Origin of the sequence: Bradyrhizobium sp. 4 (assembly GCF_023100905.1) — a bacterium.
Lineage (GTDB): Bacteria > Pseudomonadota > Alphaproteobacteria > Rhizobiales > Xanthobacteraceae > Bradyrhizobium.
Map to the genome: position 1 here is coordinate 7,671,203 of NZ_CP064686.1, position 24,216 is coordinate 7,695,418.

Sequence of the window (24,216 nt, forward strand, 5' to 3'; positions counted from 1 at the left end):
TCCCGGACGCGGTGCCAGGGCGGGCAAAGCGAAGCGTGCCCACCATCTAAGCTGAAACTCGCGGAAACATGGTGGGCGCGGCGCGTCGCGCCTTTGCCCACCCTACCGCACCTGTATTGGTCCGGCGAACAGCGGGGACTATCTCCCTTCCGCCCATATCCATTTGAGTCCGCCTCCCTATATTGGCGCCTGATTCCCGAATCAGGCAGCTCATGCGCGTTTTCAGCGTTCCAGTCTCAGTTCCGTTTCTGCGCACCGTCGTCGCAAGCCTGCTTGACGGTCGGCTGGTCGACGGCTTTGAGGCGCGCAAGGAGCCGGCACGGCTGGCGGATGCCACGCTGTACCTGCCGACACGACGCGCCATGCGCGTCGTCCGCGAGATTTTCCTCGACGAGATGAAGGCGGACGCCGTCGTGCTGCCGCGCATCGTCGCGCTCGGCGACATCGACGAGGATGAACTCGCTTTCGCCGATGAGGGCGAACAGTTTTCCGACGCAACGCCGCTCGATATTCCGCCGCGGCTCGGCGAGCTCGAACGGCGGCTGACACTGGCGCACCTCGTCGCGGCCTGGGCCAAGGGCCCGGTGCTGTCTCCGCTCGTCGTCGGCGGCCCCGCCTCGACGCTGGCACTGGCGTCCGATCTCGCGCGGCTGATCGACGACATGGTCACGCGCGGCGTCGACTGGAGCGCGCTCGACGGCCTCGTGCCCGATATGCTCGATCGGTATTGGCAGCACTCGCTTGAATTTTTGCGCATCGCGCGCATCGCCTGGCCCGGTCATCTCGCCGAGATCAACCGGATCGAGCCCGCTGCCCGCCGCGACCTTCTGATCGATGCCGAAGCCAAGCGGCTGACCGCGCATCCCCATGGCCCCGTGATCGCGGCCGGCTCGACCGGCTCGATGCCGGCCACGGCAAGATTTCTCCACGCAGTCGCCTCGCTGCCGCATGGCGCCGTGGTGCTGCCCGGCCTCGACACCGATCTCGACGACGATGCCTGGCGCAGCATCGGCGGCGTCCGCGACTCGCTCGGCAAGTTCGCGGAGCATCCGGTCTCGAACCATCCGCAATACGCCATGCACGCGCTGCTGGATCGCTTTGGCATCAAGCGCAGCGACGTCGATATCCTCAAGCCTCCGGCGGAAGGCGGCCGCGATCTGCTGGCGTCGGAATCGATGCGGCCGTCGGCCAAGACCGAGATCTGGCACGACCGGCTGAAGCAGCCGGATGTGGCCTTAAAGATCACCGGGGGCATGAAGAACCTCGCGGTTGTCGAAGCTCCCAATCCTGAAATGGAAGCGCTCGCGATCGCCATTGCGATGCGCGAGGCGAGGCATCTCGACAAGTCCGCAGCGTTGGTTACGCCCGATCGCGCGCTGGCGCGGCGCGTGATGGCCGCGCTGAGCCGATGGGATCTCGCATTCGATGATTCCGGCGGCGACGTCCTGATGGAAACCTCCGCCGGCGTCTTTGCGCGACTGACAGCGGAGGCGGCGACCAAGGGATTGGAGCCGCCGACGCTGCTGGCGATGCTGAAGCATCCGCTGTGCCGGCTCGGCCGGGCGCCCGGCGCATGGAAGGCGGCGATCGAAGGCCTGGAGCTCGCTTTGTTGCGCGGAACGCGGCCGCCTGCGGGCACCGCCGGCCTACTGCGCGAGTTCAATCGATTCCGCGAGGAGCTGGCAAAGCTGTGGCGCAGCGAGGTCTCCGCACTGCACAAGGCCGAGCCGCGTGCACGTCTCAAGGCGGAAGACCTCGATCGTATTCAGGCGCTGATCGATAGCTTGCGACAAGCCTTGGCGCCGATCGAGAGTCTTGCTTCATCAAAGCCGTACGACTTCGCCGAACTCGCGCATCGGCATCGCGAGATCATGATCGAGCTATCGCGCGACGAGCAGGGCATCCCGCTGGCGTTCGAGGAGCGCGAAGGCCTGGCGCTCGCGAGCGCCTTCGACGATCTCCTGCGCAGCGGCACCACCAGCGGATTGATGGTCACGCTGCCCGACTACGCAGACGTGTTCCAGACCGCATTCAGCGATCGCGCGGTGCGGCGGCGGGACAGGCCGGGCGCGCGGCTTCAGATCTACGGCCCGCTGGAATCGCGCCTGATGCAGGCCGACCGCATCATCGTCGGCGGGCTGATCGAGGGGGTCTGGCCACCGGCGCCGCGCATCGATCCGTGGCTGAGCCGGCCGATGCGGCACGAGCTGGGCCTCGATCTGCCGGAACGCCGGATCGGCCTCTCTGCGCATGATTTTGCGCAGTTGCTCGGCGGCGACGAGGTCATCCTCACCCACTCCGCCAAGGCTGGCGGCGCGCCGGCGGTCGCCTCGCGCTTCCTGCATCGGCTAGAGGCCGTCGCGGGCGATGCGCACTGGAAGGCCGCGATTCGCGCGGGCGAGAAATACGTGCAGTTCGCAGCCGCGCTGGACCAGCCCGACGAGGTGAGGCCGATCAAGCAGCCCGAGCCGCGACCGCCGCGCGCGACCCGCCCGCTCAGGATGTCTGTGACCGGGATCGAGGACTGGCTGCGCGATCCCTATACGATCTACGCAAAACACATTTTGCGGCTCGACGCGCTCGATCCCGTCGACATGCCGCTGTCGGCCGCCGACCGCGGCTCGGCGATCCACGATGCGCTCGGGGAGTTCACGGAACGCTACGCCACGAATCTGCCCGACGATCCCGCGCGGGTGCTGCGCGCGATCGGCGAAAAATACTTCGCGCCGCTGATGGAGCGACCCGAGGCGCGGGCGCTGTGGTGGCCGCGCTTCCAGCGCATCGCGCGCTGGTTCGGCGAATGGGAAACGGCGCGGCGCGACGCGATCGAGGCGATCGCCGCGGAAACTCGCGGCGAGATTTCGATCCCGCTCGACCATGGGCGCAGCTTCCGTCTCTCCGCCCGCGCCGACCGCATCGAGCGGCGCCGGGGCGGTGGCTACGCCATCCTCGACTACAAGACCGGCCAGCCACCGACCGGCAAGCAGGTCCGCATGGGCCTGTCGCCGCAGCTCACGCTGGAAGCCGCAATCCTGCGTGAGGGCGGTTTTCCCGACATCGACGCCGGCGCGTCCGTGAGCCAGCTCGTCTATGTTCGCCTGAGCGGCAATAATCCGCCGGGCGAAGAACGCATTCTCGAACTCAAGTTCAAGCAGGGCGACGAGCCGCAGCCGCCTGATACGGCCGCCGCCGAAGCACGGGCCAAGCTCGAGGCGCTGATCCGCGCCTTCGAGGACGAGAACCAGCCCTACACCTCGTTGAACCTGCCGATGTGGACGAATCGCTACGGCGCCTATGACGATCTCGCCCGGATCAAGGAATGGTCCGCGGCCGGCGGATTGGGGATCGAGGAATGGTGAAGGCACCGCGCCCCATCCCGGATGAAGTGCGCGCCAGGCAAGCGCGCGCATCGGATCCGACCGCCTCGGCTTTCGTGTCGGCCAATGCCGGCTCGGGCAAGACCCATGTACTGGTGCAGCGGGTGATCCGCCTGCTGCTCGCGGGCGTGCCGCCGGAAAAAATTCTCTGCATCACCTTCACCAAGGCGGCCGCCGCCAACATGGCCGAGCGCGTGTTCACCACGCTCGGGCATTGGGTGACACTCGACGACACCGCACTCGATGCAGCGATTCGCGCGGTCGGCATCCCGCACCCCACTGCAAAATTGCGGCGCGACGCACGAAAGCTGTTCGCCTGTGCGTTGGAGACGCCGGGCGGGCTGAAGGTGCAGACCATCCACGCGCTGTGCACCCGCCTGCTCCAGCAGTTTCCGTTCGAGGCCAACGTGCCGGCGCGCTTCGCCGTGATCGACGAGCGCGACCAGACCGACATGATGGAACGCGCCAATCTGAAGGTGCTGCTGGAGGCCGCGCGCGACCCTGACAGCGTCACCGGCCGCGCGCTGCTGACCGCGATGGCGAGCGCCGCCGATGTCACCTTCAAGGAAGTGGTGCGCGAGGCTTGCCTGAGCCGCGATCACTTCATGGCCTGGACCGATGAAGCCGGCAGCGCGGAGCTGGCTGCTGCGCAGATGTCGGCCGCGCTGGGCGTGGACGCGAGCGATCGGATCGAGGACGTCGAGACCGAGATTGTCGACGGTCCATTCCTGCCGCGATCGCGCTGGGATGACATCGCTTTTGCACTGGAGGACGGCAGCAAGTCCGACAACGACCAGGCCTGCCGGCTTCGCGAGGCAAAGGTGTTTTCCGGCGGCGCGCAGGTCGATGCCTATCTCAGCGTTTTCCTGACCGACGAAAAGCTGCCGCGCAAGGCGGTGCTGACCAAGAAGTTCTGCGATCACAACCCGTCCGTCGCCCGCCTGTTCGAGAACGAGGCGCAGCGCGTCAGTGGGTTGGTCGAGAAGCGCCGTGCGGTGACCATGCGGGACCGCACCGCCGCCCTGCTGCATATCGCGACGGCGGCTGCCGCAAACTACCGCCGCGAGAAGCAGGAGCGCGGTCTGCTTGACTATGACGATCTCATCGACAAGACGCTGGCGATGCTCGACCGCGTTTCCTCCGGCTGGGTGCATTACAAGCTCGACCGCGGCGTCGATCACGTGCTGATCGACGAAGCCCAGGACACCAGTCCGCGGCAATGGGACATCGTCGCGCACATCATCTCGGAGTTCACCGCCGGCGAGGGCGCGCGCGAGGGCCTGAACCGCACCGTCTTCGCTGTCGGCGACGAGAAGCAGTCGATTTTCTCGTTTCAGGGGGCTCAGCCCCGAGAATTCGACGCGCGCCGGCGCGAGCTGCACCGCAAGTTCACGGCCGCCGGACTGAAATTCGATCCGGTCGCCTTCACCTATTCCTTCCGCTCCGGCGCCGCGATCCTGCATTCGGTCGACCACGTCTTCCGCGAGCCCGCGATCTACAAGAGCATCCATTCGGTCGAGACCGGTCATCCCCTGCACAATGCACTCGGCGATGCCGGTCCCAGCGTGATCGAGCTGTGGGACCTTGCGGAGGCCGACGACAGGCAGGAGATCGAGGGCTGGCGCGCGCCGTTCGACGGCGTCGCCGCCACCAGCCCCGAGGTGAAGCTCGCGCGCCGCATCCAGACCGAGATCAAGCGGCTGGTCGAGAGCGGCACGCTGACCGGGCACGAAGGCGAGCGGCGTCCGCTCCGCTATGGCGACATGCTGATCCTGGTGCGGCGGCGCGGCAATGCCTTCGACGCGGTGATCCAGGCGCTGAAGCACGCCAATGTTCCGGTCGCCGGCGCCGACCGGCTCAAGCTCACCGAGCACATCGGAATCATCGACCTGATGAATCTCGCGGACGCGCTGTTGCTGCCGCAGGACGATCTCGCGCTCGCGGTGGCGCTGAAGAGCCCGCTGTTCGGGCTCGGTGACGACGATCTGTTCCAGCTGGCCTGGGATCGCAAGGGATCGCTGCGCCGCGCGCTTGGCGAGCATGCCGCGACAAGCGAAAAATTTACCGCGGCGTTGCGACGCCTCGAAGCCTGCGAAACCCGAGCCCGCGAGGAGACGCCGTTCGCCTTTTACGCCTGGCTGCTCGGGGGCGACGGCGGACGCGCGCGCATGCTGCGCCGGCTCGGCCATGAGGCCAATGACGCGCTCGACGAATTCCTGGAACTGGCGCTGAATTACGAGCGCAAGGCGCCGGCCTCGCTGCAGGGTTTCATGGCCTGGCTGCGCTCGGCCGATACCGAGGTGAAGCGCGACATGGAGATCTCGCGCGACGAGGTGCGGGTGATGACCGTGCACGGCGCCAAGGGCCTGGAGGCCTCGGTCGTGTTCATGGTCGACACCACATCGTCGCCTGCGGATTCGCAGCGGCTGCGGCTGATCCAGGTCCCGCGCGGCAATGGCGGCGAGGTGGTGGTCTGGGCCGGACGCAAGGCGGACGATCCCAAGCCCGTCGCCGACGCCCGCAAGGCGATGCTCGAGGAGACCGAGGACGAATATCGCCGCCTGCTCTACGTTGCGATGACGCGCGCCGCCGACCGGCTCATCGTCGGCGGCTGCATGCCCGGCAACATGAAGACGGTCCGCAAGCTGAGCTGGTACGATCTGGTCGACACCGGGCTCGCCGGCTCGGGCCTGGCGAAAGAGACGATCGAGACGCCGCTGGGAAAGGTGACGCGCTTCTCCCGACCGGAGGATGTCGTGGCGCTGGGCATGCCCGCGGTCTCGTTGGACCAGGCGACCGCGCTCCCGGGCTGGCTGCGGACACGGGCACCACGCGAGACCATCGACGACGATCCGGTGCGCCCCTCCGGCCAGCCGTCCGGGGACGGCCGCGCGGTGCTGTCGGGCGAATCACTGCAGTCCCGCGCGCTCGCGCTGCAACGCGGCACGCTGGTGCATCGGCTGCTGCAATCGCTCCCCCACATCGCCACTGAGCGCCGGCGCGAGGCCGCGCTCGGCTTCCTGGCGCGCAATGCCGCAGACTGGGCGGAGGCCGACCGGACCGCGCTGGCCGACAAGGTGCTCGCCTTGATCGCCGAGCCGCGGTTTGCGCCGGTGTTTGCCGCCGGCAGCCGGGCGGAGGTCGCGATCGTCGGCAGACTGGAGCGGCAGGGCCGCTCCCCAGCGCTGGTGTCCGGCCAGATCGACCGGCTGGTCGTTCGGCCGGATGAGGTCCTGATCGTCGATTTCAAGACCAATCAGGCGGCTCCCAAGAGCGCCGCCGCGGCGCCCGCCGCCTATGTCCGGCAGCTTGCGCTGTACCGGGCGGTGCTTTCGAAGCTTTATCCCCAAAAGCCGGTCCGCGCCGTCCTGCTCTGGACCGAGTCCCTTGAATATATGGAGATTTCGGCTCCCGCGCTGGACGCGGCGCTGGCATCTCTTCATCTCGGTGTGAGCGTCCTTGACCCGGCAAGGAGCCATTCATAGGTTGACGCCATGATCTCGGGCGCGATTCCCGTCGCGCCCTTCTCTCAGGTACGAGGTACTCCCATGGCCGTTGGTAAGGTTTCTGACACCGATTTCGAAGCCGAAGTGCTCAAGGCAAACGGCCCCGTTGTCGTCGATTTCTGGGCCGAATGGTGCGGCCCCTGCCGCATGATCGCACCCGCGCTCGACGAGATCGCCGGCGCGATGGGCGACAAGGTCAAGATCGTGAAGCTCAACGTCGACGAGAGCCCGAAGACGGCGTCGAAATACGGCGTGATGTCGATTCCGACCCTGATGATCTTCAAGGGCGGCGAGATGGCCTCCCGCCAGGTCGGCGCGGCGCCGAAGGCAAAGCTGCAGCAGTGGATCACCTCCGCGGTCTGATCCGCGCCTGCACGAAATTATTTTTGGAAACGGCCGGCGAAAGCCGGCCGTTTTGCGTTGATGGGACAGTTCCAGCGTAAGACGAGTCCTGCCTGTGCCTTCCCCTGCAAGACGCGCGCGAAAATCGACATCTCTCGTGGCGATGGAGGCGCGCTCGGTCGATGCGATCCCGCGCGGCAAGGAGTGGCAATACGAGCCGAAATGGGATGGCTTCCGCTGCCTGCTGTCGCGCAACGGCGGCAGCATTGACCTGCGCTCGAAATCCGGCGAAGACCTCGCGCGCTATTTCCCCGAGATCGTCGCCGCAGCGCTGAAGCTGAAGGCGGATCGCTTCACGCTCGACGGCGAGATCGTCGTGCCGCATGGCAAGGGGTTTTCCTTCGACGCGCTGCTGCAACGCATTCACCCTGCGGCGAGCCGTGTGAAGAAGCTCTCGGAGGAAACGCCAGCGCTGTATCTCGGCTTCGATCTGCTTGCGACGACCAGGGAGAAACAGCTTGCCGAGCAGCCGCTGAGCGAACGACGGCCGGCGCTGGAAGCGTTTGCCAAAGCCAATCTGAAAGGCAGCATCTTCCGCCTCTCACCGGCGACGACGAGCTACGCCATTGCGAAAAAGTGGCTGGCGCAATCCGGTGGCGGCTCGGACGGCGTCATCGCCAAGCGCGTCGACCTGCCCTACCAGGCGGGAAATCGCGACGGCATGCAGAAGATCAAGAAATTCCGCAGCGCCGATTGCGTGGTCGGCGGCTTCCGCTATGCCACCAACAAGATCGCCGGCCGCAAGGTGGTCGGGTCGCTGCTGCTCGGACTCTATGACGACGGAGGTCTCCTGCACCATGTCGGTTTCACCTCGGCAATCAAGGCGACGGAAAAGCCTGACCTGACCGATCGGTTAGAGGCGCTGATCGGCGAGCCGGGCTTCACCGGCAACGCGCCGGGCGGGCCGAGCCGCTGGTCCACCGAGCGGTCTGCGAAGTGGTGTCCGCTCAAGCCGAAGCTCGTGATCGAGGTCTGCTATGATCATTTCAGCGGCGACCGCTTTCGCCACGGTACCTCGATCCTGCGCTGGCGCCCCGACAAGGCCCCGCGGCAATGCAGCTTCGAGCAGCTGAAGCAGAAGGTGGTGGACCCGATAAAGCTGTTGAAACAGCTGTAGCCGGTAGCCCAGATGGAGCGACAACTATCCGAGCCATCCCGTCGCCAACGCGTTCGCCAACTCCGGCTGGCCGTTGCGGCGAGCGAGCGCGGCCATCATCTCGTGATCGTAGACGACATGGCGGAACGTGACCTGCCAGGCGCCATCGGTTAGCTCGAGAATCGCATAGCGCGCGTGTGGTGTGCCGGCCTCGACGACATGCGGGAAAGGATGCTTGTCACGAAAACCTGGGCCGCCGACGCTGCCAGGATTGACGATCAGCCTTCCGTCCCGAAGTCGTACGGCACGGGCGAGATGGGTGTGGGCGCACAGGATCAGCGATTGCGCGATACCTTGCGCAAACTCTTCGATGCGATCGAGCGGCGACAGCGCCACCGCGCCGTCGGGATGCACGGTATCGAGCCAATAGACTTCGTCATTGTCGGGCGTCGCGTGGCAGAGGAACACCTGCTCGCGAAACACGCGCGTCATCGGCTGCGCGCGCAGCCAGTCGAGTTGCGCGGCATTGACCGCTACATGGGCCGGGCGATCCCACGAGCCCATCTTCTCCGGAGGACGGTCGAGCAGATAGCGGTCGTGATTGCCGAGCACGTGCACGGCGTCGAGCTTCATCAGGATCTCGATGGTGCGGCGCGCATCGAGCGGGCCGCTCAGCATATCGCCGAGATTGACGATGTCGGAGACGCCCTGCGCGCGGATGTCGGCGAGCACAGCTTCCAGCGCGAGGTAGTTTCCGTGGACGTCGGCAATCGCGGCAAAACGCATGGGTCTTCCTGTAGCCCGGATGGAACGAAGACTATACAGGAGGCGTGCCGTTGATGGCGAGCACGTGGCCGGCGAGATAGAGCGAGCCGGTGATCAGGATGCGCGGCGGCACTTCGTAGGCGAGCTTCGCCAGGGCGCGCAGTGCGGCCTCGACGCCGGGCGCGGGCTCGACGCGCATGCCGAGGCTGCGGGCGGCATCCGTGAGGCGGTCGACCGGCATGGCGTTGTCGGTGTCGGGAATCCGCACCGCGATGATGTGGCGGGTCAGACCGGCGAAATTGGCGAGAAAACTCTGCGCGTCCTTGTTGGCCATCATGCCGGCGATCACGACCAGCGGCCGCGACACCCGCTCTTCGAGATCGCCGAGTGCGGCCGCCGCGACGCGGCCGCCTTCCGCATTGTGGCCGCCGTCGAGCCAGATCTCCGATCCCTGCGGCCCCCAAGCGAGCAGCTCTCCAGACGCAATGCGCTGCATCCGCGCCGGCCATTCCGCACCGACGATCCCGGCCTCGAACGCCGCCTGGTTGACCTTGAAGGCGTTGGTGGCCCGCAACGTCGCGATGGCGAGGCCGGCATTGTCGAACTGGTGGCGCCCGAACAGGCGCGGCGCGGTGAGATCCATCAAGCCGCGCTCATCGGAATAAACCAGCCGCCCGTTTTCGACGTTGACGTGCCAGCTCTCGCCCGCGGCAAACAATGGGGCGCGCATGCGCTTGGCCTGCGCCTCGATCACGGCCATCGCCTCAGCCGACTGCTCCGCGCAAACCACAGGCACGCCGCGCTTGATGATCGCGGCCTTTTCGCCCGCGATCGACGTCAAGGTGTCGCCCAGAAAATCCATGTGGTCCATGCTGACAGGCGTGATCACGCAGGCCGCCGGCGCGTCAACCACGTTGGTGGAATCGAGCCGGCCGCCAAGGCCGACCTCCAGCAGAACCACATCGGCGGGGTTCTGCGCGAACAGGTGAAATGCAGCCGCCGTCTTGAGCTCGAACACGGTGGCCGGCTCACCGGCATTGACACGCTCGACCTGTTCCAGCGCCGCGCGCAATTCGTCGTCGCTGACCAGCACACCGCCACCGACGCGGCCGAGCCGGAAACATTCGTTGATGCGAACGAGATAGGGCGACGTGTAGGCGTGGACGCGCAGGCCGGCGGCCTCCAGCGTCGCGCGCAGATAAGCGAGCGTCGAGCCCTTGCCGTTGGTACCGGCGATGTGGATCACCGGCGGCAGCTTGCGCTCGGGATGACCGAGCCGGTCGAGCAGGCGGTGCATCCGCTCCAGCCCGAGATCGATGCGTTTCTGGTGCAGGGCCGACAGCCGCCCGATCAATTCGTCGAGCGGCGGCTTTGCGCGGTCGGAGGAAGCGTTCACGCGTGCGGCGCGGCCGGCGCCGTTTCGGGAGCCGATACGATCTGCGCCGGACTGACGACCGGCTGCACCGGCTTTGACGCGGTCTCAAGCGCCGGCGCCCTGGTCAACAGTCGGCAGAGCCGCGCCAGGGTCGGACGCAATTCGTGGCGGTGCACGACCATGTCGATCATGCCGTGCTCCTTGAGGTATTCGGCGCGCTGAAAACCCTCGGGGAGCTTTTCGCGAATGGTCTGCTCGATCACGCGCGCGCCGGCAAAACCGATCAGCGCGCCCGGTTCGGCGATCTGCACGTCGCCGAGCATCGCATAGGATGCGGTGACCCCGCCGGTGGTCGGATTGGTCAGCACGACGATGTAAGGCTGTTTTGCTTCACGCAGCATCTGCACCGCGACCGTGGTGCGCGGCATCTGCATCAGCGACAGGATGCCTTCCTGCATGCGCGCGCCACCACTGGCGGCGAACACGATGAAGGGCGACTTCTTCTCGACCGCGAGCTCGAGCCCGCGCACGATGGCTTCGCCCGCGGCCATGCCGAGCGAGCCGCCCATGAAGTCGAAATCCTGCACGGCGACGACGACGGCGGCACCTTCGAGCTTGCCGTAGCCGACCTTGATCGCGTCGTTCAGATTGGTCCGCGCGCGGGCATCCTTGATGCGATCGACGTACTTCTTCTCGTCACGGAACTTGAGCGGATCGGGCGTGACGTCAGGCAGCGCGACGTCGTACCAGGTCTCATTGTCGAAAACCGACTTCAGACGCGCCACCGCGTTCATGCGCATATGGTAGTTCGAGCCGGGAATGACGAACTGGTTGGCTTCGACGTCCTTGTAGAACACGAGCTGTCCGGAATCCGGGCACTTGATCCACAGATTCTCCGGCGTCTCCCGCCGCAGCATGTTGCGGATCTTCGGCCGGACCACGTTGGTAAGCCAGTTCATGGTTTGCTCCGATGTGCGATCCCGCCTGGGGACCACCTGAAGGGATATATGGCGGCCGGGACCCGGCCCGGCAAGCCGCCGTATCGTCCGCCTTGCTCGTCGGACTTGCTCGTCGGATTTGGCAGCGGAATTATGGCCTATTCCGCCGCCTGTTGCGCGCCTTTGACGCCCTGGGCCAGTGCCGCCGTCAGCTCGGCGACGGCGTTGACGGTTTTGCCGGTGGCGCGCCCGTCCGCATCGAGGCTGTTCTTGAGGGCGTCGACCAGTGCGGTGCCGACCACGGCGCCATTGGCATGCGAGGCAATCGCGCGGGCGGTCTCCGGTGTACGGATGCCAAAGCCGACGCAAACCGGCAGTTTTGTGTGCCGCTTGATACGGGCAACTGCCTCGCCGACGGCCGTGGAGTCCGCGGCCGCAGCGCCGGTGATGCCGGTGATAGAGACATAGTAGACGAAGCCTGACGTGTTGGCGAGCACCGCCGGCAGACGCTTGTCGTCGGTCGTTGGCGTTGCAAGCCGAATGAAGTTGAGGCCGGCCTTCATCGCGGGCAGGCAGAGCTCGTCGTCCTCTTCCGGCGGCAGGTCAACGATGATGAGGCCGTCGATGCCGGCACTCTTCGCATCGGCCAGGAATTTGTCGACGCCATAGATGTAGATCGGGTTGTAGTAGCCCATCAGCACGATGGGTGTGGTGTTGTCGTCCTTGCGGAAGCCGCGCACGAGATCGAGCGTCTTCTTCAGCGTCATGCCGGCCTTGAGCGCGCGCAGGCCTGCCGCCTGGATCGACGGACCGTCGGCCATCGGATCGGTGAAAGGCATGCCGAGCTCGATCACATCGGCGCCCGCTTTCGGTAGCGCCTTGATGATCTCGAGCGAGGTCGCCGGATCGGGATCGCCGGCCATCACGAAAGTGACAAAGGCCGCGCGGCCGCCTTTCTTCAGCTCGGCGAAACGGGTGTCGATACGCGTGGTCACTTGCTCTTGCCCCTCAGGATCTCGCCGACCTGCGGGACGTCCTTGTCGCCGCGGCCGGAGAGGTTGACGACCATCAGGTGATCTTTTGTCCGCTTCGGCGCGAGCTCCATCACCTTGGCGATGGCATGTGCCGGCTCGAGCGCGGGGATGATGCCTTCAAGCTTTGACAGCAACTGGAACGCTGCGAGCGCCTCGTCGTCGGTCGCGGACAGATAGTTCACGCGGCCGATCTCGTGCAGCCAGGAGTGCTCGGGGCCGATGCCGGGATAGTCGAGGCCGGCGGAGATCGAATGCGCGTCCTGGATCTGGCCGTCCGCATCCATCAGCAGATAAGTGCGGTTGCCGTGCAGCACGCCGGGACGGCCGCCCGCGATCGATGCCGCATGCAGTTGCGTCAGCCCGTGGCCCGCAGCTTCGACGCCGAAGATCTCGACGGTGGAATCGTCGAGGAACGGATGGAACAGGCCCATGGCGTTGGAGCCGCCGCCGATGCAGGCGACCAGCGAATCCGGCAGCCGGCCTTCAATCTCCTGCATCTGCAGTTTGGTCTCGTTGCCGATGATCGACTGGAAGTCGCGCACCAGCGTCGGATAGGGATGCGGACCCGCGACCGTCCCGATGCAGTAGAAGGTGTTGTGCACATTGGTGACCCAGTCGCGCAGCGCCTCGTTCATGGCGTCCTTCAGCGTGCGCGTGCCCGACTGCACTGGAATGACCGTTGCGCCCAGCATCTCCATGCGGATGACGTTGGGCTGCTGCCGCTCGACGTCGACGGCGCCCATATAGACGATGCATTCGAGGCCGAAGCGCGCGCACAGCGTCGCGGTGGCGACACCGTGCTGGCCGGCGCCGGTCTCGGCGATGATGCGCTTCTTGCCCATGCGCCGCGCCAGCATGATCTGGCCGAGCACGTTGTTCACCTTGTGCGAGCCGGTGTGGTTGAGCTCTTCGCGCTTGAGGTAGATTTTCGCGCCGCCGAGATGCTCGGTCAGACGCTCGGCGAAATAGAGCGGCGAGGGCCGGCCGACATAATTCTTGAGATAGCCGTTCATCTCGGTCTGGAAGGCCGGGTCGGCCTTGGCCTCGGTGTAGGCTTTCTCCAGATCGAGGATCAGCGGCATCAGGGTTTCGGCAACGAAGCGTCCGCCGAAAATGCCGAAATGGCCGCGCTCGTCGGGGCCGCTGCGATAGGAATTGGGTTTTACAACATTCATCGGACGCTCAACTCTTGACTTGCATCTTGGCTTGCGCGCGCGGCGCGAATGAAGGCCTTGATCATCTCGGGGTCTTTCACGCCTGGGGCGCTCTCGACACCGGAGGAGACGTCGACGCCACCGGCCCGGGTGACGCGAACGGCTTCGGCGACGTTGTCGGCGCTGAGGCCGCCCGAGACCATATACGGCACCGCGAGCTCCAGGTTTCCGAGCAGATGCCAATCAAACGGTGCACCGAGGCCGCCCGGCCGCGTTGCGTCCTTCGGTGCGCGCGCATCGAACAGGATGCGTTCGGCAACCTCTGCGTAACCGGGCAGCACGGCGAGATCGGCTGATGTTGCGACCGGCACGACCTTCATCACCGGACGACCGAACCGTTGCCTGATGTCGCGCAGCCGGGCCACGCTCTCCGTGCCATGAAGCTGGAACATGTCCGGCGACAGCGCGTCCATGATGTTGTCGAGCGTGGCATCGTCGGCATCGACGGTGAGCGCGACCTTGAGCGCGCGCCGCTTCACCTGCCGGCCGAGCTCCCGGCCGGCTTCCAGCGACAAATGTCGCGGCGACGGCGGGAAGAACACAAAACCCACCATGTCGGCACCCGCCTCGAGCGCCGTTTCGAGCGTCTCGGGCGTGGACAGGCCGCAGATTTTGACGAGCAAGGACATGTTCTCGACGGATATGGGCTCAAAGCGAAGGGAGGCCACGGGTCCGCGGCCGGGAAACGGGCTTTCGGTTGCGGCCGCTTCTACAACGTCGCGCGCTGCTTGTCTCGCCCGGCGGGCCCGTAAAGCCCCAGCCCGGAGGGAACGGGGAGGCGCTGGGACTCAGGCCTTGCTGCGGCAGACTGGGCCCGCAGATCGGCCAGCTCGCCTCGCGCGGCCCGGGCATCCGCGTCATGCCGGCGCGCAGCACGCCGCCAGTGCCGCTGGCCTAACCAGACGGCACAACCACCCGCGACCACCCCGAGCGCAGCCACCACGATCAGGAGCAGGAACAGCGGCAGCGTGACCGAGAATGACGGGTCGTTGGCAACGAAGGGATCGAACGAGACCGTGACGAAATGCCGGTTGGCCACGGCAAAGACCATCAGGATCAGGCCCAGCGGAATCACGACCAGCGCGGTTAGGAATTTTCGCATCTCGGCTCGCTCGCCTTGAATCAAGCTTGCGGCCGCATCGCTGGCGACCGCGGGAAACCCTGAGGTGGACCTCAGTCTGGCGCGCCTGGATCCGGATGGTCGCGATTCAGCCGTTCGCGCATTTCCTTGCCGGTCTTGAAGAACGGAACGCTCTTCTGATCGACAGGCACATGGGCGCCGGTGCGCGGATTGCGCCCTGCGCGTGCAGGGCGATGCTTGACCGAGAAGGCACCGAAGCCGCGCAACTCGACGCGATCACCGCGCGCGAGAGCCGCTACGATCTCTTCGAGAATCGCATTCACAATGTTCTCGACATCCCGCTGGTACAGATGCGGGTTGTGCTCGGCGATACGCTGAACAAGTTCGGATTTGATCATCGAGAGATAGGACCCGGGAGCGTGCGGACGACCATTTCCGTGAAAATACCGTGATCTGTCAAGACGCTAAATGAAGGTTGAGCGTCGTGAAAATACGTGACAAATGCCGAAAAAGCAGGCTGGCCCTGCACGCGCCGAACGGGAAAAACCTCTGGGGCTCGCCCGGTTCCGGTCAGTTCGACGCCGCCGGTTGCCACAAAGCCAGCATCCCATCCATTCCGAGCCGATCGACCGCCTGCACGACGCCGGTTTGCGCGATTTGATGCGCAATCGAGCTTAAACCCAGTGCTTCCAGCGTCACCGCGGCCGCCGTCTTGAGGAACGGCAGATCGCTGAAGCGCGGCTGCAGCTTGTAATCGCGCACGGAGAGCCCCTTCTTGACGCCTTTCTGCTCGACCAGCCAGGTCACCGCGGTCTTCTCGTCGCCGATCTGATCGATCAGCTTGAGATCGATGGCCTGGCGTCCGGTGAAGACACGGCCATCAACCACTTTCTCGAGCTGCGTGTCATCCATGCCACGCCGTTCCTTCACCAATCCCTTGAACCAGGCATAGGAATCCTTCACCAGCGCATCGAGCGCCGCCCGTGCCTCGGGGCTGGTCGGCTCGAAACCGTTGGGCGCGGCCTTCAGCGGCGTGGATTTTACCTCCTCCACCTTGACGCCGACGGTCTTCAACAGCTCCGAGACGTTCGGGAATTGGAACAGCACGCCGATCGAGCCGACCAGCGAGCTCTGCTGGGCGATGATGTGATCGCTCGCGATCGCGGTGATGTAGCCGCCGGAGGCGGCGAGGCCTTCGACGACCACGACGAGCGGCTTCTTTGCCTTCAACCGTACCAGCGAATCATAGAGCTGCTCGGAGCCGGCGGTGGTGCCGCCCGGCGAATTGACGTGAACGATGACGGCGGCAGCCTGCGAATTCTCCAGCCGTTCCAGCGCCTGCGTGCGATCGGAATCGCTGCGGATCAGGCCGTCGATCTGGACCCGCGCGATCGAGCCGGCGGACGCGAACGTGCCGCGCGCACCCGGCGTCGCGACCAGCGCGAAACCTGCGATCGCCGCGACCGCGATCAGCGCGGCCAATACGCGCCAGAACGTCAGCTTGCGGCGGATCCTGCGGCGATCGACGATGATGTCCGAATCGAGCGACATCTGAATATCTCCAAATGAAAGGCCAAGCGCGTTGTGCCGTCGCAGCGTCAGCATTGGCTTATCTGGATACATCAATTGCGGCGCAATTAGAAGAAAACAAGGCCGGCTGCCGCGTAGGCCGATTGGAGGCGGTAGCCCGGAGGAGCGAATCGCAATCTAGGAGAATCCCGCTGGCCGCACGAATCCCGGATTTCGCGTCGCTCCATCCAGGCTACGGCCTCAACAACAAAAAAAGCCCCGGCTTGCGCCGGGGCTTTGATGCAGCGAAACCTGCGTTTCGCTTACTTGGTGTCGCGGTTCTTGAGCGCGGTGCCGAGGATGTCGCCGAGCGTCGCCCCCGAATCGGAGGAGCCGTACTGCGCGATGGCTTCCTTCTCTTCGGCGACTTCGAGCGCCTTGATCGACACCTGGACCTTGCGGGCCTTCTTGTCGAACTGGATCACGCGGGCATCGACCTTCTCGCCGACGGCGAAGCGTTCGGCGCGCTGATCGTTGCGGTCACGGGCGAGCTCCGAGCGCTTCACGAAAGTGGTGAAGTCGGTACCGGTGATCTTCACCTCGATGCCGCTCTCCTTCACTTCGATCACTTCGCAGGTCACGACCGCGCCCTTCTTGACATCGCCCGGCTCGGCGAAGGGGTCGCCTTCGAGCTGCTTGATGCCGAGCGAAATACGCTCCTTCTCGACGTCCACATCGAGCACCACGGCCTTCACCATGTCGCCCTTCTTGTAGTTGTCGATCACCTGCTCGCCCGGCTGCTTCCAGTCGAGGTCGGAGAGATGGACCATGCCGTCGACGTCGCCCTCGAGGCCCAGGAACAGACCGAACTCGGTCTTGTTCTTGACTTCGCCCTCGACCGTCGAACCGGTCGGGTGACCTTCGACGAAGACCTCCCACGGGTTGCGCATGGTCTGCTTGAGGCCGAGCGAGATGCGGCGCTTGACGGAATCCACTTCCAGCACCTGCACTTCGACTTCCTGCGAGGTCGAAACGATCTTGCCGGGGTGCATGTTCTTCTTGGTCCACGACATCTCGGAGACGTGGATCAGGCCTTCGATGCCCGGCTCGAGCTCGACGAACGCGCCGTAGTCGGTGATGTTGGTGACGCGACCGGTGAAGCGGGCACCCAGCGGGTACTTGGCTTCGATGCCCTGCCACGGATCGTCCAACAGCTGCTTCATGCCCAGCGAGATGCGGTGCGTCTCGTGGTTGATCTTGATGATCTTGACCTTCACGGTCTGGCCGATCGAGAGCACTTCGGTCGGATGGTTGACGCGGCGCCACGCGATATCGGTGACGTGCAGCAGACCGTCGATGCCGCCGAGATCAACGAACGCACCGTAATCGGTGATGTTCTTGACCACGCCGTCGATGACCTGACCCTCTTCGAGGTTCTGCACCAGCTCCTGGCGCTGCTCGGCGCGAGTCTCTTCGAGAACCGTGCGGCGCGACACGACGATGTTGCCGCGGCGACGGTCCATCTTGAGGATCTGGAACGGCTGCGAGTTGTTCATCAGCGGCGCAACGTCGCGGATCGGACGGATGTCGACCTGCGAACGCGGCAGGAAGGCCACGGCACCGTCGAGGTCGACAGTGAAGCCGCCCTTGACCTGGTTGAAGATGACGCCGTTGACCTTCTCGTTGTTCTGGAAGGCCTTCTCGAGCTTGCCCCAGCTCTCTTCGCGGCGCGCCTTGTCGCGCGACAGCACGGCTTCGCCGAGGGCGTTCTCGATCCGGTCGAGGAACACTTCCACCTCGTCGCCGACCTTGAGCTCGCTGTCGCGGCCGGGGCCGGAAAATTCGCGCAGGGCAACGCGGCCCTCGGTCTTCAGGCCGACGTCGATGACGGCCATGTCCTTTTCGATTGCAACAACCTTGCCCTTGATGACTGAGCTTTCCTGCAGGTTGCCGCCTGCGAAGGACTCGTCGAGCATCGCGGCGAAATCGTCGCGCGACGGGCTATAGGTATCAGCAGAAGTCGAAGCCATTTGTTCTCCAGTTGCGGATGTCATGCCGGCCGTTGGGTTCTTGGGCGCACCGTACGCGCAGTGTCGGAAGGTCCGCAGAACCTTCGAGCGACCGCTCGCTGCTCCGACCTGGAGGGCGGAACAGCGGAAGCGGGCCGGCTGAGGCCCGCGCATTCGATACGTGGAAATCTTTTGTCCGGAACCTGGATCGCGTCGGCCCCAAGCAGGGACCGAGAGTATCGACCTCAAAGAGCGGGAGCGGGCGCTTCCTCCAATGACGGCAGCGGCTTAACCCCGCGACCGGCCCGCTCGGACGGCCTCGATAATGTCGATGGCGGCCCGGACGCCGCCTTCTATATCCAGTTGGGAGTTATCTAGCAAGTAAGCATCCGCGGCCGGCTTCAGGGGCGCGATCGCCCGGTTCTTGTCGCGTTCGTCACGCTGGATGATGTCGGCGAGCACGGCCGCCTCGTCAGCCTCCTCGCCCCGCGCCTTGGCCTCCATGGTCCGGCGGCGGGCGCGGACCTTGGGGTCGGCCACGACGAAGATCTTCACGTCGGCATGGGGGCAGATCACCGTTCCAATATCCCGACCGTCGAGCACGGCGCCGGGCGGATCGGCGGCGAATTGCCGCTGAAAGCTGACCAGGGCCTCGCGCACCCTTGGGATCGCCGAGACGATGGAGGCGCCCTCGCCGGCCTTCTGGGTCTTCAGGGCGGGATTGCCGAACCTTTCGGGATCGAGTTCCAGCGCCGCAGCGACCGCCGCCGCCTCGTCCCGGAGATCATGCCCGGACTGCATCAGGGAATAGGCCACCGCGCGATAGATCACGCCGGTATCAAGATGACGGTAGCCGTAATGGTGGGCGAGGCGCTTGCCGAGCGTGCCCTTGCCCGACGCCGCGGGCCCGTCGATGGCGATGATCATGAAAACTCGGCCCCAAGCGAACGCATCATCGGGATGAAATCCGGGAAACTGGTGGCGATGAAGGCGGTGTCATCGACGGTCACCGGCTGGTCCGACGCGCAGCCCATCACCAGCGCGGACATCGCGATGCGATGGTCCATGTGGGTGGCCACAACGCCGCCGCCGGGAACGTGGCCGCGGCCTTCGACGATCAAATCGTCGCCGGAGACCTCGACCTTGACGCCGTTGACGCGGAGCATGGCGGCGGTGGCTTCGAGACGGTCGGATTCCTTGACGCGGAGCTCCTGGAGGCCGCGCATGATGGTCGTGCCCTCGGCGAAGGCGGCCGCCACCGCCAGCACCAGATATTCGTCGATCATCGACGGTGCGCGCTCCGGCGGCACTTCGACACCGCGCAATTTCGAGGCGCGTACGCGCAGCTTTGCCATCGGCTCGCCGGCGTCGCCGCGAACTTCACTTTCCTCGATCGAGGCACCCATTTCGCGCAGCGTGGTGAAAAGACCGGTGCGCAGCGGATTGGTCATGACATCGGACAGGACGAGGTCGGAACCTTCGACGATCAGCGCAGCAACGATGGGGAACGCCGCCGATGAGGGATCGGCGGGCACGACGACATTGGCGCCATGCAGCTCAGGCTGCCCCACGAGCGTGATACGGCGGCCGTGCTGACCTTCCTGCACCGAGGTGATCTCGGCGCCGAAATGCTTGAGCATCAGCTCGGTGTGGTCGCGACTCGCCTCGGTCTCGATGACGGTCGTGGTGCCCGGCGCGGCCAGACCCGCGAGCAGCACGGCGGATTTGATCTGGGCCGAGGCGACCGGGGTCTTGTAGGTGATCGGCAGCGGATCGCGCGCACCCTGGACGGTCAGCGGCAGGCGGCCGCCCTCGCCGCCGGAGACGACCTTCGCACCCATCTTTTCCAGCGGGTCCAGAATCCGGCGCATGGGCCGGGTGCGCAGCGAGGCATCGCCGTCGAAAATCGCAGAGATCGGGCAGCCGGCGACGGCGCCCATAACGAGCCGGCAGCCGGTGCCGGAGTTGCCGAAATCCAGCGGCACTTTGGGCTCCGCGAAGCCCGCGACACCCACACCGTTCACCTTCCAGGCGAAATCGGCTGTGCGCTCGACCCTGGCGCCAAGCGCCTGCATGGATTTGGCGGTGTTGAGGACGTCCTCGCCCTCCAGGAGGCCCGAAATCCGCGTCTCTCCGACCGCGAGCGCGCCGAGGATGAGGGCACGGTGGGAGATCGACTTGTCTCCGGGCACCCGTACTTTCCCGGTCAGGGGACCGCTGGCGCGCGACTGGAGCGGCGTCGGCTTGTCGGAATCGGTCAAGTTAGTGTCCTTGGATAGGCCCGGAACGTCCCTGCGGGACTCGCGGGGCAGGTATCACATGGTCTCCCCGCCGTCACGGGCATGTCGTTCTCCCGCAATGCGCTATTGACAGCGGGCCGCCAACTAGCCAAGTGAAGCACCGCTTTTCAGACATTTCCAGGATTCCTCTGCCGTGGCCAAGTCCGAACTCGGAACTAAACGTATTTGCCCGACCACGGGCAAAAAGTTCTATGACCTCAACAAGAATCCGGTGATCTCGCCCTATACCGGGGAAGTCGTGCCGATCGCGCCCATCGCGCCGGCGCGCGCGCCCCGCGGCGCCGAAGCCCGCCACGCAGCCGCTGCCGCAGACGCCACGCCGGAGCCGGCGGAGGTCGAGGAGGTCTCGCTCGAGGAGGCCGATGCGGAGGAGAACACCGGCAAGGTCAAGGCCGTCGTGCCCGAATCCGAGGACGACATCGAAGTCGATGAGACCATCGAGGACGATGACGACGACGATTCGACCTTTATCGCCGACGACGAAGAAGGCGATGAGGACGTGACCGACATCATTGGTGATGTCGGCGGTGACGAAGAGACTTGAGATAATTCCAGAACTGTGGTTCTGGGTCTTTCCCGACGCGTCGCCCAAGGCGCGTCGGACGGTTAAGGGGCCATAGCTCAGCTGGGAGAGCGCTTGCATGGCATGCAAGAGGTCGGCGGTTCGATCCCGCCTGGCTCCACCACGCTTCGCCCTTCAGGCTACGCGTGGCGCAGCCGCGCACAGCCCGAAGGGCGAAGCGTGGTGTCCGGCGAAGCCCCAAGGGCGAAGACGGACTGGTGAGATTCCGACACAGCGGCTGCCCAGGCGATAATCGTCAATGTGGTACGTCTACATCCTCCGCAGCATCGAATTTCCTGAGCAGGAATACGTTGGGGCTACGGAAGATCTGAAGCGCCGGATTCCAGAGCGCGATGCTGGCAAATCCACCCACACCGCCAAGTTCAAGCCTTGGAAGCTGATCTGGTACTGCGCTTTCCCTGACAAGTACAAAGCGCTCGCTTTTGAAGCGTACCTGAAGTCTCACTCCGGCCGGGCCTTCACAAAGAAGCGGCTGTCCTAAGCACGCACTTCTAACCCCTACTCCCCAATCACCGCATTCAACCGATCGCGCAGCGCCACGATCTCGTCCTTCATCGCGACCAGTTCCGAGACCGAGCAGTCCGTCGCCGCCAGGATCGATTGCGGCACGGCGCGCGCCTTGTCCTTCAGCGCTTGGCCCTGCGGCGTCAATGCGATCAGCACCTGACGTTCGTCCTCGCTCGAGCGCGTGCGCTTGACGAGATGGGCCGCCTCGAGCCGCTTGAGCAGCGGCGTCAGCGTGCCCGAATCCAGGTGCAGCTTTTCGCCGATGCTCTTCACCGGCACGTCGTCGCGCTCCCACAGCACCAGCATCACCAGATATTGCGGATAGGTCAGGCCGAGCCGGTCCAGCAGCGGCTTGTAGACGCGGTTGAAGGCATGCGCGGCCGAATAGACCGCGAAGCAGATCTGGTTATCGAGGCGAAGCGGCGCGTCCGCTGCCGAATGTTTCCGGGGCATCGAGAATCTCACGAGACTTGCTCCATTCTGGGGCCGGCCGGCGGCATATTCAATTGCGAACAATTAAATGTGAGGCGCCGTAATTTAAATTGCGCACAATCTAATTGTTTGCGATAAGGATCGCACCCCACCCGAGAAACACAGGGAGACGAAAATGTCAGTGAACGTCCTCTACAAGACCAGCGCAAAGGCCACCGGCGGCCGCGACGGCCATGCCGCGACCCTCGACGGCGCGCTCGACGTCAAGCTCACCACGCCGAAGGAACTCGGCGGCGGCGGCGGCGCCGGCAACAATCCCGAGCAGCTGTTTGCGGCGGGCTATGCCGCCTGCTTCATCGGCGCGATGAAGTTCGTGTCCTCGCAGGGCGGCCCCAAGGTTCCGGCCGACGCCTCCGTGACCTCGACGGTCGGCATCGGCCCGCGCGCGGCCGGCGGCTTCGGTCTCGACATCGACCTCGCGGTCTCGCTGCCGGGCCTCGCCCGCGCGGAAGCCGAGGCGCTGGTCGAGAAGGCGCACCAGGTGTGCCCGTATTCCAACGCGACGCGCGGCAATGTCGACGTTCGCCTGACGGTCGTCTGATCGGGTAGCTGAAGCGGCTGGCCCGGGATCCCCCTCGGGCCGGCCGCTTCCCATGATTTGCCATCCCACGGGATTGCGGCGAGCGGCCTGCATGACGCCCTACGCGGGAAGCCATTGCCGGCCCGGACGAACCTCGTTAGGCCTGTGATCAATATCGACACGGGGACGCGAAGGCATGACTGAAGCCGCCAGTTCTGGAGCTGCCACGGGCGCAATGAGCGGCCTGCGCGTCATCGATCTCACGCGCGTGCTCGGCGGTCCCTATTGCACCCAGATCCTCGCCGACCATGGCGCCGACGTGATCAAGGTCGAGCCGCCCGCCGGCGACGAGGTGCGCGACTGGGGCCCTCCCTTCCACGAAGAAGACGCGGCCTATTTCATCGGCATCAACCGCAACAAGCGCTCGATCGGCCTCGACCTCGCCTCCGAGGGCGGCCGGGCCGTGCTGCTCAAGATGCTGGAGAGCGCCGACGTCCTGATCGAGAACTTCAAGCCGGGCACGCTGGAGAAATGGGGCATCGGCAACGAGGTGTTGCGGGAAAAATTTCCGCGGCTCGTGCATTGCCGGATCTGCGGCTTCGGCGCCGACGGCCCGCGCGGCGGCAATCCCGGCTATGACGCCATCATCCAGGCCATGACCGGCATGATCGCGGCGACCGGCTCGCCCGAGAGCGGACCGATGCGCATCGGCGTGCCGCTGGTCGACATCGGCACCGGCCTCTACGCGGCGATCGGCATCCTGATGGCGCTGTCGGAGCGGCAGCGCTCGGGCCAGGGCCAGTTCCTGGAGACCACGCTGTACGAGACCGGTCTTGCCATCATGCATCCGCACACCGCGAATTATTTCATGCATGGCAAGCCGCCGGCGCTCACCGGCAACGAGCATCCCAACCTCGTGCCCTATGCGATCTTCCCGACCAAGACCGACAACATCTTCATCGGCGTCGGCAATGACGGCACCTTCCGCAAGCTCGCCAAGGAGATCGGCAAGCCCGAGCTCGGCACCGATCCGCGCTTTGCGCGCAACAAGGACCGCATCGCCAATCGCGAGGCACTGCGGGCCGAGCTCGCCGCGGTGTTCTGCCAGCACGAGGCCGAGCCGCTGTGCAATCGCCTGCTCGCCGCGGGCCTGCCCGCAGGCCCCGTGCAGAAGATCGACCAGGCGTTGACCAACCCGCACACGATCGCGCGCGGCGATATCATCGAGAAGGATTGGTACAAGGGCGTGGCATCCCCGATCCGGCTCGATCGCAGCAAGCCGAGCCTGCGGCGCCTGCCGCCGAAATTCAGCCAGCACGCGGCCGAGGTGCTGGGCGAATTCGGCTACTCCAGGTCCGAGATCGACGCGATGGTCGAGCAGGGCACGGTCTGCGGACCCGAGCGCAAGCGCTAGCGCCTCGCCTTCCACATCGGACGGCAATGCCGCACTGCGGTGCGGGCGCTCTGTGCATCGCGAACGGAGGACGCTGCGCGCGCGGCATTCGCCT

At 65.4% G+C, this 24,216-nt stretch carries 21 protein-coding genes and 1 tRNA gene; 9 read left to right on the forward strand and 13 right to left on the reverse strand.

The features are described from left to right. Positions 1–212: 212 nt before the first annotated feature. The 4 genes from addB (at position 213) to IVB45_RS36685 (ending at position 8,402) form a co-directional block, all read left to right on the forward strand. The gene (gene addB, locus IVB45_RS36670) at positions 213–3,359 is read left to right on the forward strand and encodes a double-strand break repair protein AddB (RefSeq protein WP_247357415.1); all 3,147 of its coding nucleotides are present in this window, start codon (positions 213–215) and stop codon (positions 3,357–3,359) included. After that, complete coding sequence (addA, locus tag IVB45_RS36675) at positions 3,353–6,862, forward strand: double-strand break repair helicase AddA (RefSeq protein WP_247357414.1); 3,510 nt, start codon at positions 3,353–3,355, stop codon at positions 6,860–6,862. The genes addB and addA overlap by 7 nt, the downstream gene beginning before the upstream one ends. 63 nt (positions 6,863–6,925) lie before the next feature. Next, the gene (trxA, locus tag IVB45_RS36680) at positions 6,926–7,246 is read left to right on the forward strand and encodes a thioredoxin (protein ID WP_007598398.1); all 321 of its coding nucleotides are present in this window, start codon (positions 6,926–6,928) and stop codon (positions 7,244–7,246) included. A 142-nt stretch (positions 7,247–7,388) separates the two neighbouring features. Beyond that, positions 7,389–8,402, forward strand: coding sequence for an ATP-dependent DNA ligase (locus IVB45_RS36685; protein WP_247358103.1), 1,014 nt, complete (start codon positions 7,389–7,391; stop codon positions 8,400–8,402). Positions 8,403–8,426: 24 nt separating this feature from the next. On the opposite strand, the gene IVB45_RS36690 is transcribed toward IVB45_RS36685, so the two are convergent. The 12 genes from IVB45_RS36690 to aroA form a co-directional block, all read right to left on the reverse strand. Next, entirely contained in the window at positions 8,427–9,167 is a 741-nt protein-coding gene (locus tag IVB45_RS36690; protein ID WP_247357413.1) for a metallophosphoesterase family protein, read from the reverse strand. A 31-nt stretch (positions 9,168–9,198) separates the two neighbouring features. Then, positions 9,199–10,542: a folylpolyglutamate synthase/dihydrofolate synthase family protein gene (locus IVB45_RS36695; RefSeq protein WP_247357412.1), complete on the reverse strand. Its 1,344-nt coding sequence runs from the start codon at positions 10,540–10,542 to the stop codon at positions 9,199–9,201. Continuing rightward, a complete protein-coding gene (gene accD, locus IVB45_RS36700; RefSeq protein WP_247285096.1) occupies positions 10,539–11,480 on the reverse strand; it encodes an acetyl-CoA carboxylase, carboxyltransferase subunit beta in 942 nt (313 codons plus the stop codon). The genes IVB45_RS36695 and accD overlap by 4 nt, the downstream gene beginning before the upstream one ends. Before the next feature lie 137 nt (positions 11,481–11,617). Beyond that, the gene (gene trpA / locus IVB45_RS36705) at positions 11,618–12,454 is read right to left on the reverse strand and encodes a tryptophan synthase subunit alpha (protein ID WP_247357411.1); all 837 of its coding nucleotides are present in this window, start codon (positions 12,452–12,454) and stop codon (positions 11,618–11,620) included. Continuing rightward, the gene (gene trpB, locus IVB45_RS36710; protein WP_247357410.1) at positions 12,451–13,668 is read right to left on the reverse strand and encodes a tryptophan synthase subunit beta; all 1,218 of its coding nucleotides are present in this window, start codon (positions 13,666–13,668) and stop codon (positions 12,451–12,453) included. The genes trpA and trpB overlap by 4 nt, the downstream gene beginning before the upstream one ends. Then, positions 13,665–14,336: a phosphoribosylanthranilate isomerase gene (locus tag IVB45_RS36715; RefSeq protein ID WP_027566164.1), complete on the reverse strand. Its 672-nt coding sequence runs from the start codon at positions 14,334–14,336 to the stop codon at positions 13,665–13,667. Before IVB45_RS36715 ends, trpB begins: the two co-directional genes overlap by 4 nt. An 80-nt stretch (positions 14,337–14,416) precedes the next feature. After that, complete coding sequence (locus IVB45_RS36720) at positions 14,417–14,809, reverse strand: lipopolysaccharide assembly protein LapA domain-containing protein (protein ID WP_247357409.1); 393 nt, start codon at positions 14,807–14,809, stop codon at positions 14,417–14,419. A 71-nt stretch (positions 14,810–14,880) separates the two neighbouring features. Beyond that, positions 14,881–15,186 carry an integration host factor subunit beta gene (locus IVB45_RS36725; RefSeq protein WP_007598410.1) on the reverse strand — a complete coding sequence of 102 codons (306 nt, stop codon included), beginning with the start codon at positions 15,184–15,186 and terminating at the stop codon, positions 14,881–14,883. A gap of 172 nt (positions 15,187–15,358) precedes the next feature. Next, on the reverse strand, positions 15,359–16,339 hold the full coding sequence (gene sppA, locus IVB45_RS36730) for a signal peptide peptidase SppA (RefSeq protein ID WP_247357408.1): 981 nt from the start codon (positions 16,337–16,339) through the stop codon (positions 15,359–15,361). Positions 16,340–16,620: 281 nt separating this feature from the next. Next, a complete protein-coding gene (rpsA, locus tag IVB45_RS36735) occupies positions 16,621–18,327 on the reverse strand; it encodes a 30S ribosomal protein S1 (RefSeq protein ID WP_027566167.1) in 1,707 nt (568 codons plus the stop codon). A 267-nt stretch (positions 18,328–18,594) separates the two neighbouring features. Continuing rightward, entirely contained in the window at positions 18,595–19,233 is a 639-nt protein-coding gene (cmk, locus tag IVB45_RS36740) for a (d)CMP kinase (protein WP_247357407.1), read from the reverse strand. Then, positions 19,230–20,567 carry a 3-phosphoshikimate 1-carboxyvinyltransferase gene (gene aroA / locus IVB45_RS36745; protein ID WP_247357406.1) on the reverse strand — a complete coding sequence of 446 codons (1,338 nt, stop codon included), beginning with the start codon at positions 20,565–20,567 and terminating at the stop codon, positions 19,230–19,232. The genes cmk and aroA overlap by 4 nt, the downstream gene beginning before the upstream one ends. Before the next feature lie 172 nt (positions 20,568–20,739). Between aroA and IVB45_RS36750 the strand changes: the two genes are divergently transcribed. The 3 genes from IVB45_RS36750 to IVB45_RS36760 all read left to right on the forward strand — a co-directional run bounded on the left by IVB45_RS36750 (position 20,740) and on the right by IVB45_RS36760 (position 21,670). Then, a complete protein-coding gene (locus IVB45_RS36750; RefSeq protein WP_007598417.1) occupies positions 20,740–21,150 on the forward strand; it encodes a TIGR02300 family protein in 411 nt (136 codons plus the stop codon). A gap of 66 nt (positions 21,151–21,216) precedes the next feature. Beyond that, a tRNA-Ala gene (locus IVB45_RS36755) sits at positions 21,217–21,292 on the forward strand. A 135-nt stretch (positions 21,293–21,427) separates the two neighbouring features. Next, the gene (locus IVB45_RS36760; protein WP_247357405.1) at positions 21,428–21,670 is read left to right on the forward strand and encodes a GIY-YIG nuclease family protein; all 243 of its coding nucleotides are present in this window, start codon (positions 21,428–21,430) and stop codon (positions 21,668–21,670) included. A gap of 17 nt (positions 21,671–21,687) precedes the next feature. On the opposite strand, the gene IVB45_RS36765 is transcribed toward IVB45_RS36760, so the two are convergent. Continuing rightward, positions 21,688–22,149, reverse strand: a complete 462-nt coding sequence (locus tag IVB45_RS36765; protein ID WP_247285089.1) for a MarR family transcriptional regulator — start codon at positions 22,147–22,149, stop codon at positions 21,688–21,690. 154 nt (positions 22,150–22,303) lie between these two features. Between IVB45_RS36765 and IVB45_RS36770 the strand changes: the two genes are divergently transcribed. Next, positions 22,304–22,729, forward strand: a complete 426-nt coding sequence (locus IVB45_RS36770; protein WP_007598424.1) for an organic hydroperoxide resistance protein — start codon at positions 22,304–22,306, stop codon at positions 22,727–22,729. A gap of 175 nt (positions 22,730–22,904) precedes the next feature. Next, positions 22,905–24,122 (forward strand): CaiB/BaiF CoA-transferase family protein, encoded by a 1,218-nt coding sequence (locus tag IVB45_RS36775; protein WP_247357404.1) that lies wholly within the window; start codon positions 22,905–22,907, stop codon positions 24,120–24,122. The last annotated feature ends 94 nt before the right edge of the window (positions 24,123–24,216 follow it).

Excerpts from the sequence above, each read along its gene's own strand:
- addA (WP_247357414.1), top strand. The coding sequence starts at position 3,353 with ATGGTGAAGGCACCGCGCCCCATCCCGGATGAAGTGCGCGCCAGGCAA.
- IVB45_RS36720 (WP_247357409.1), bottom strand. The coding sequence starts at position 14,809 with ATGCGAAAATTCCTAACCGCGCTGGTCGTGATTCCGCTGGGCCTGATC.
- cmk (WP_247357407.1), bottom strand. The coding sequence starts at position 19,233 with ATGATCATCGCCATCGACGGGCCCGCGGCGTCGGGCAAGGGCACGCTC.
- IVB45_RS36760 (WP_247357405.1), top strand. The coding sequence starts at position 21,428 with ATGTGGTACGTCTACATCCTCCGCAGCATCGAATTTCCTGAGCAGGAA.
- trpB (WP_247357410.1), bottom strand. The coding sequence starts at position 13,668 with ATGAATGTTGTAAAACCCAATTCCTATCGCAGCGGCCCCGACGAGCGC.
- IVB45_RS36775 (WP_247357404.1), top strand. The coding sequence starts at position 22,905 with ATGACTGAAGCCGCCAGTTCTGGAGCTGCCACGGGCGCAATGAGCGGC.
- IVB45_RS36715 (WP_027566164.1), bottom strand. The coding sequence starts at position 14,336 with ATGTCCTTGCTCGTCAAAATCTGCGGCCTGTCCACGCCCGAGACGCTC.
- IVB45_RS36770 (WP_007598424.1), top strand. The coding sequence starts at position 22,304 with ATGTCAGTGAACGTCCTCTACAAGACCAGCGCAAAGGCCACCGGCGGC.
- IVB45_RS36685 (WP_247358103.1), top strand. The coding sequence starts at position 7,389 with ATGGAGGCGCGCTCGGTCGATGCGATCCCGCGCGGCAAGGAGTGGCAA.
- IVB45_RS36725 (WP_007598410.1), bottom strand. The coding sequence starts at position 15,186 with ATGATCAAATCCGAACTTGTTCAGCGTATCGCCGAGCACAACCCGCAT.
- sppA (WP_247357408.1), bottom strand. The coding sequence starts at position 16,339 with ATGTCGCTCGATTCGGACATCATCGTCGATCGCCGCAGGATCCGCCGC.
- trxA (WP_007598398.1), top strand. The coding sequence starts at position 6,926 with ATGGCCGTTGGTAAGGTTTCTGACACCGATTTCGAAGCCGAAGTGCTC.
- IVB45_RS36765 (WP_247285089.1), bottom strand. The coding sequence starts at position 22,149 with ATGCCCCGGAAACATTCGGCAGCGGACGCGCCGCTTCGCCTCGATAAC.
- addB (WP_247357415.1), top strand. The coding sequence starts at position 213 with ATGCGCGTTTTCAGCGTTCCAGTCTCAGTTCCGTTTCTGCGCACCGTC.
- accD (WP_247285096.1), bottom strand. The coding sequence starts at position 11,480 with ATGAACTGGCTTACCAACGTGGTCCGGCCGAAGATCCGCAACATGCTG.
- IVB45_RS36690 (WP_247357413.1), bottom strand. The coding sequence starts at position 9,167 with ATGCGTTTTGCCGCGATTGCCGACGTCCACGGAAACTACCTCGCGCTG.
- rpsA (WP_027566167.1), bottom strand. The coding sequence starts at position 18,327 with ATGGCTTCGACTTCTGCTGATACCTATAGCCCGTCGCGCGACGATTTC.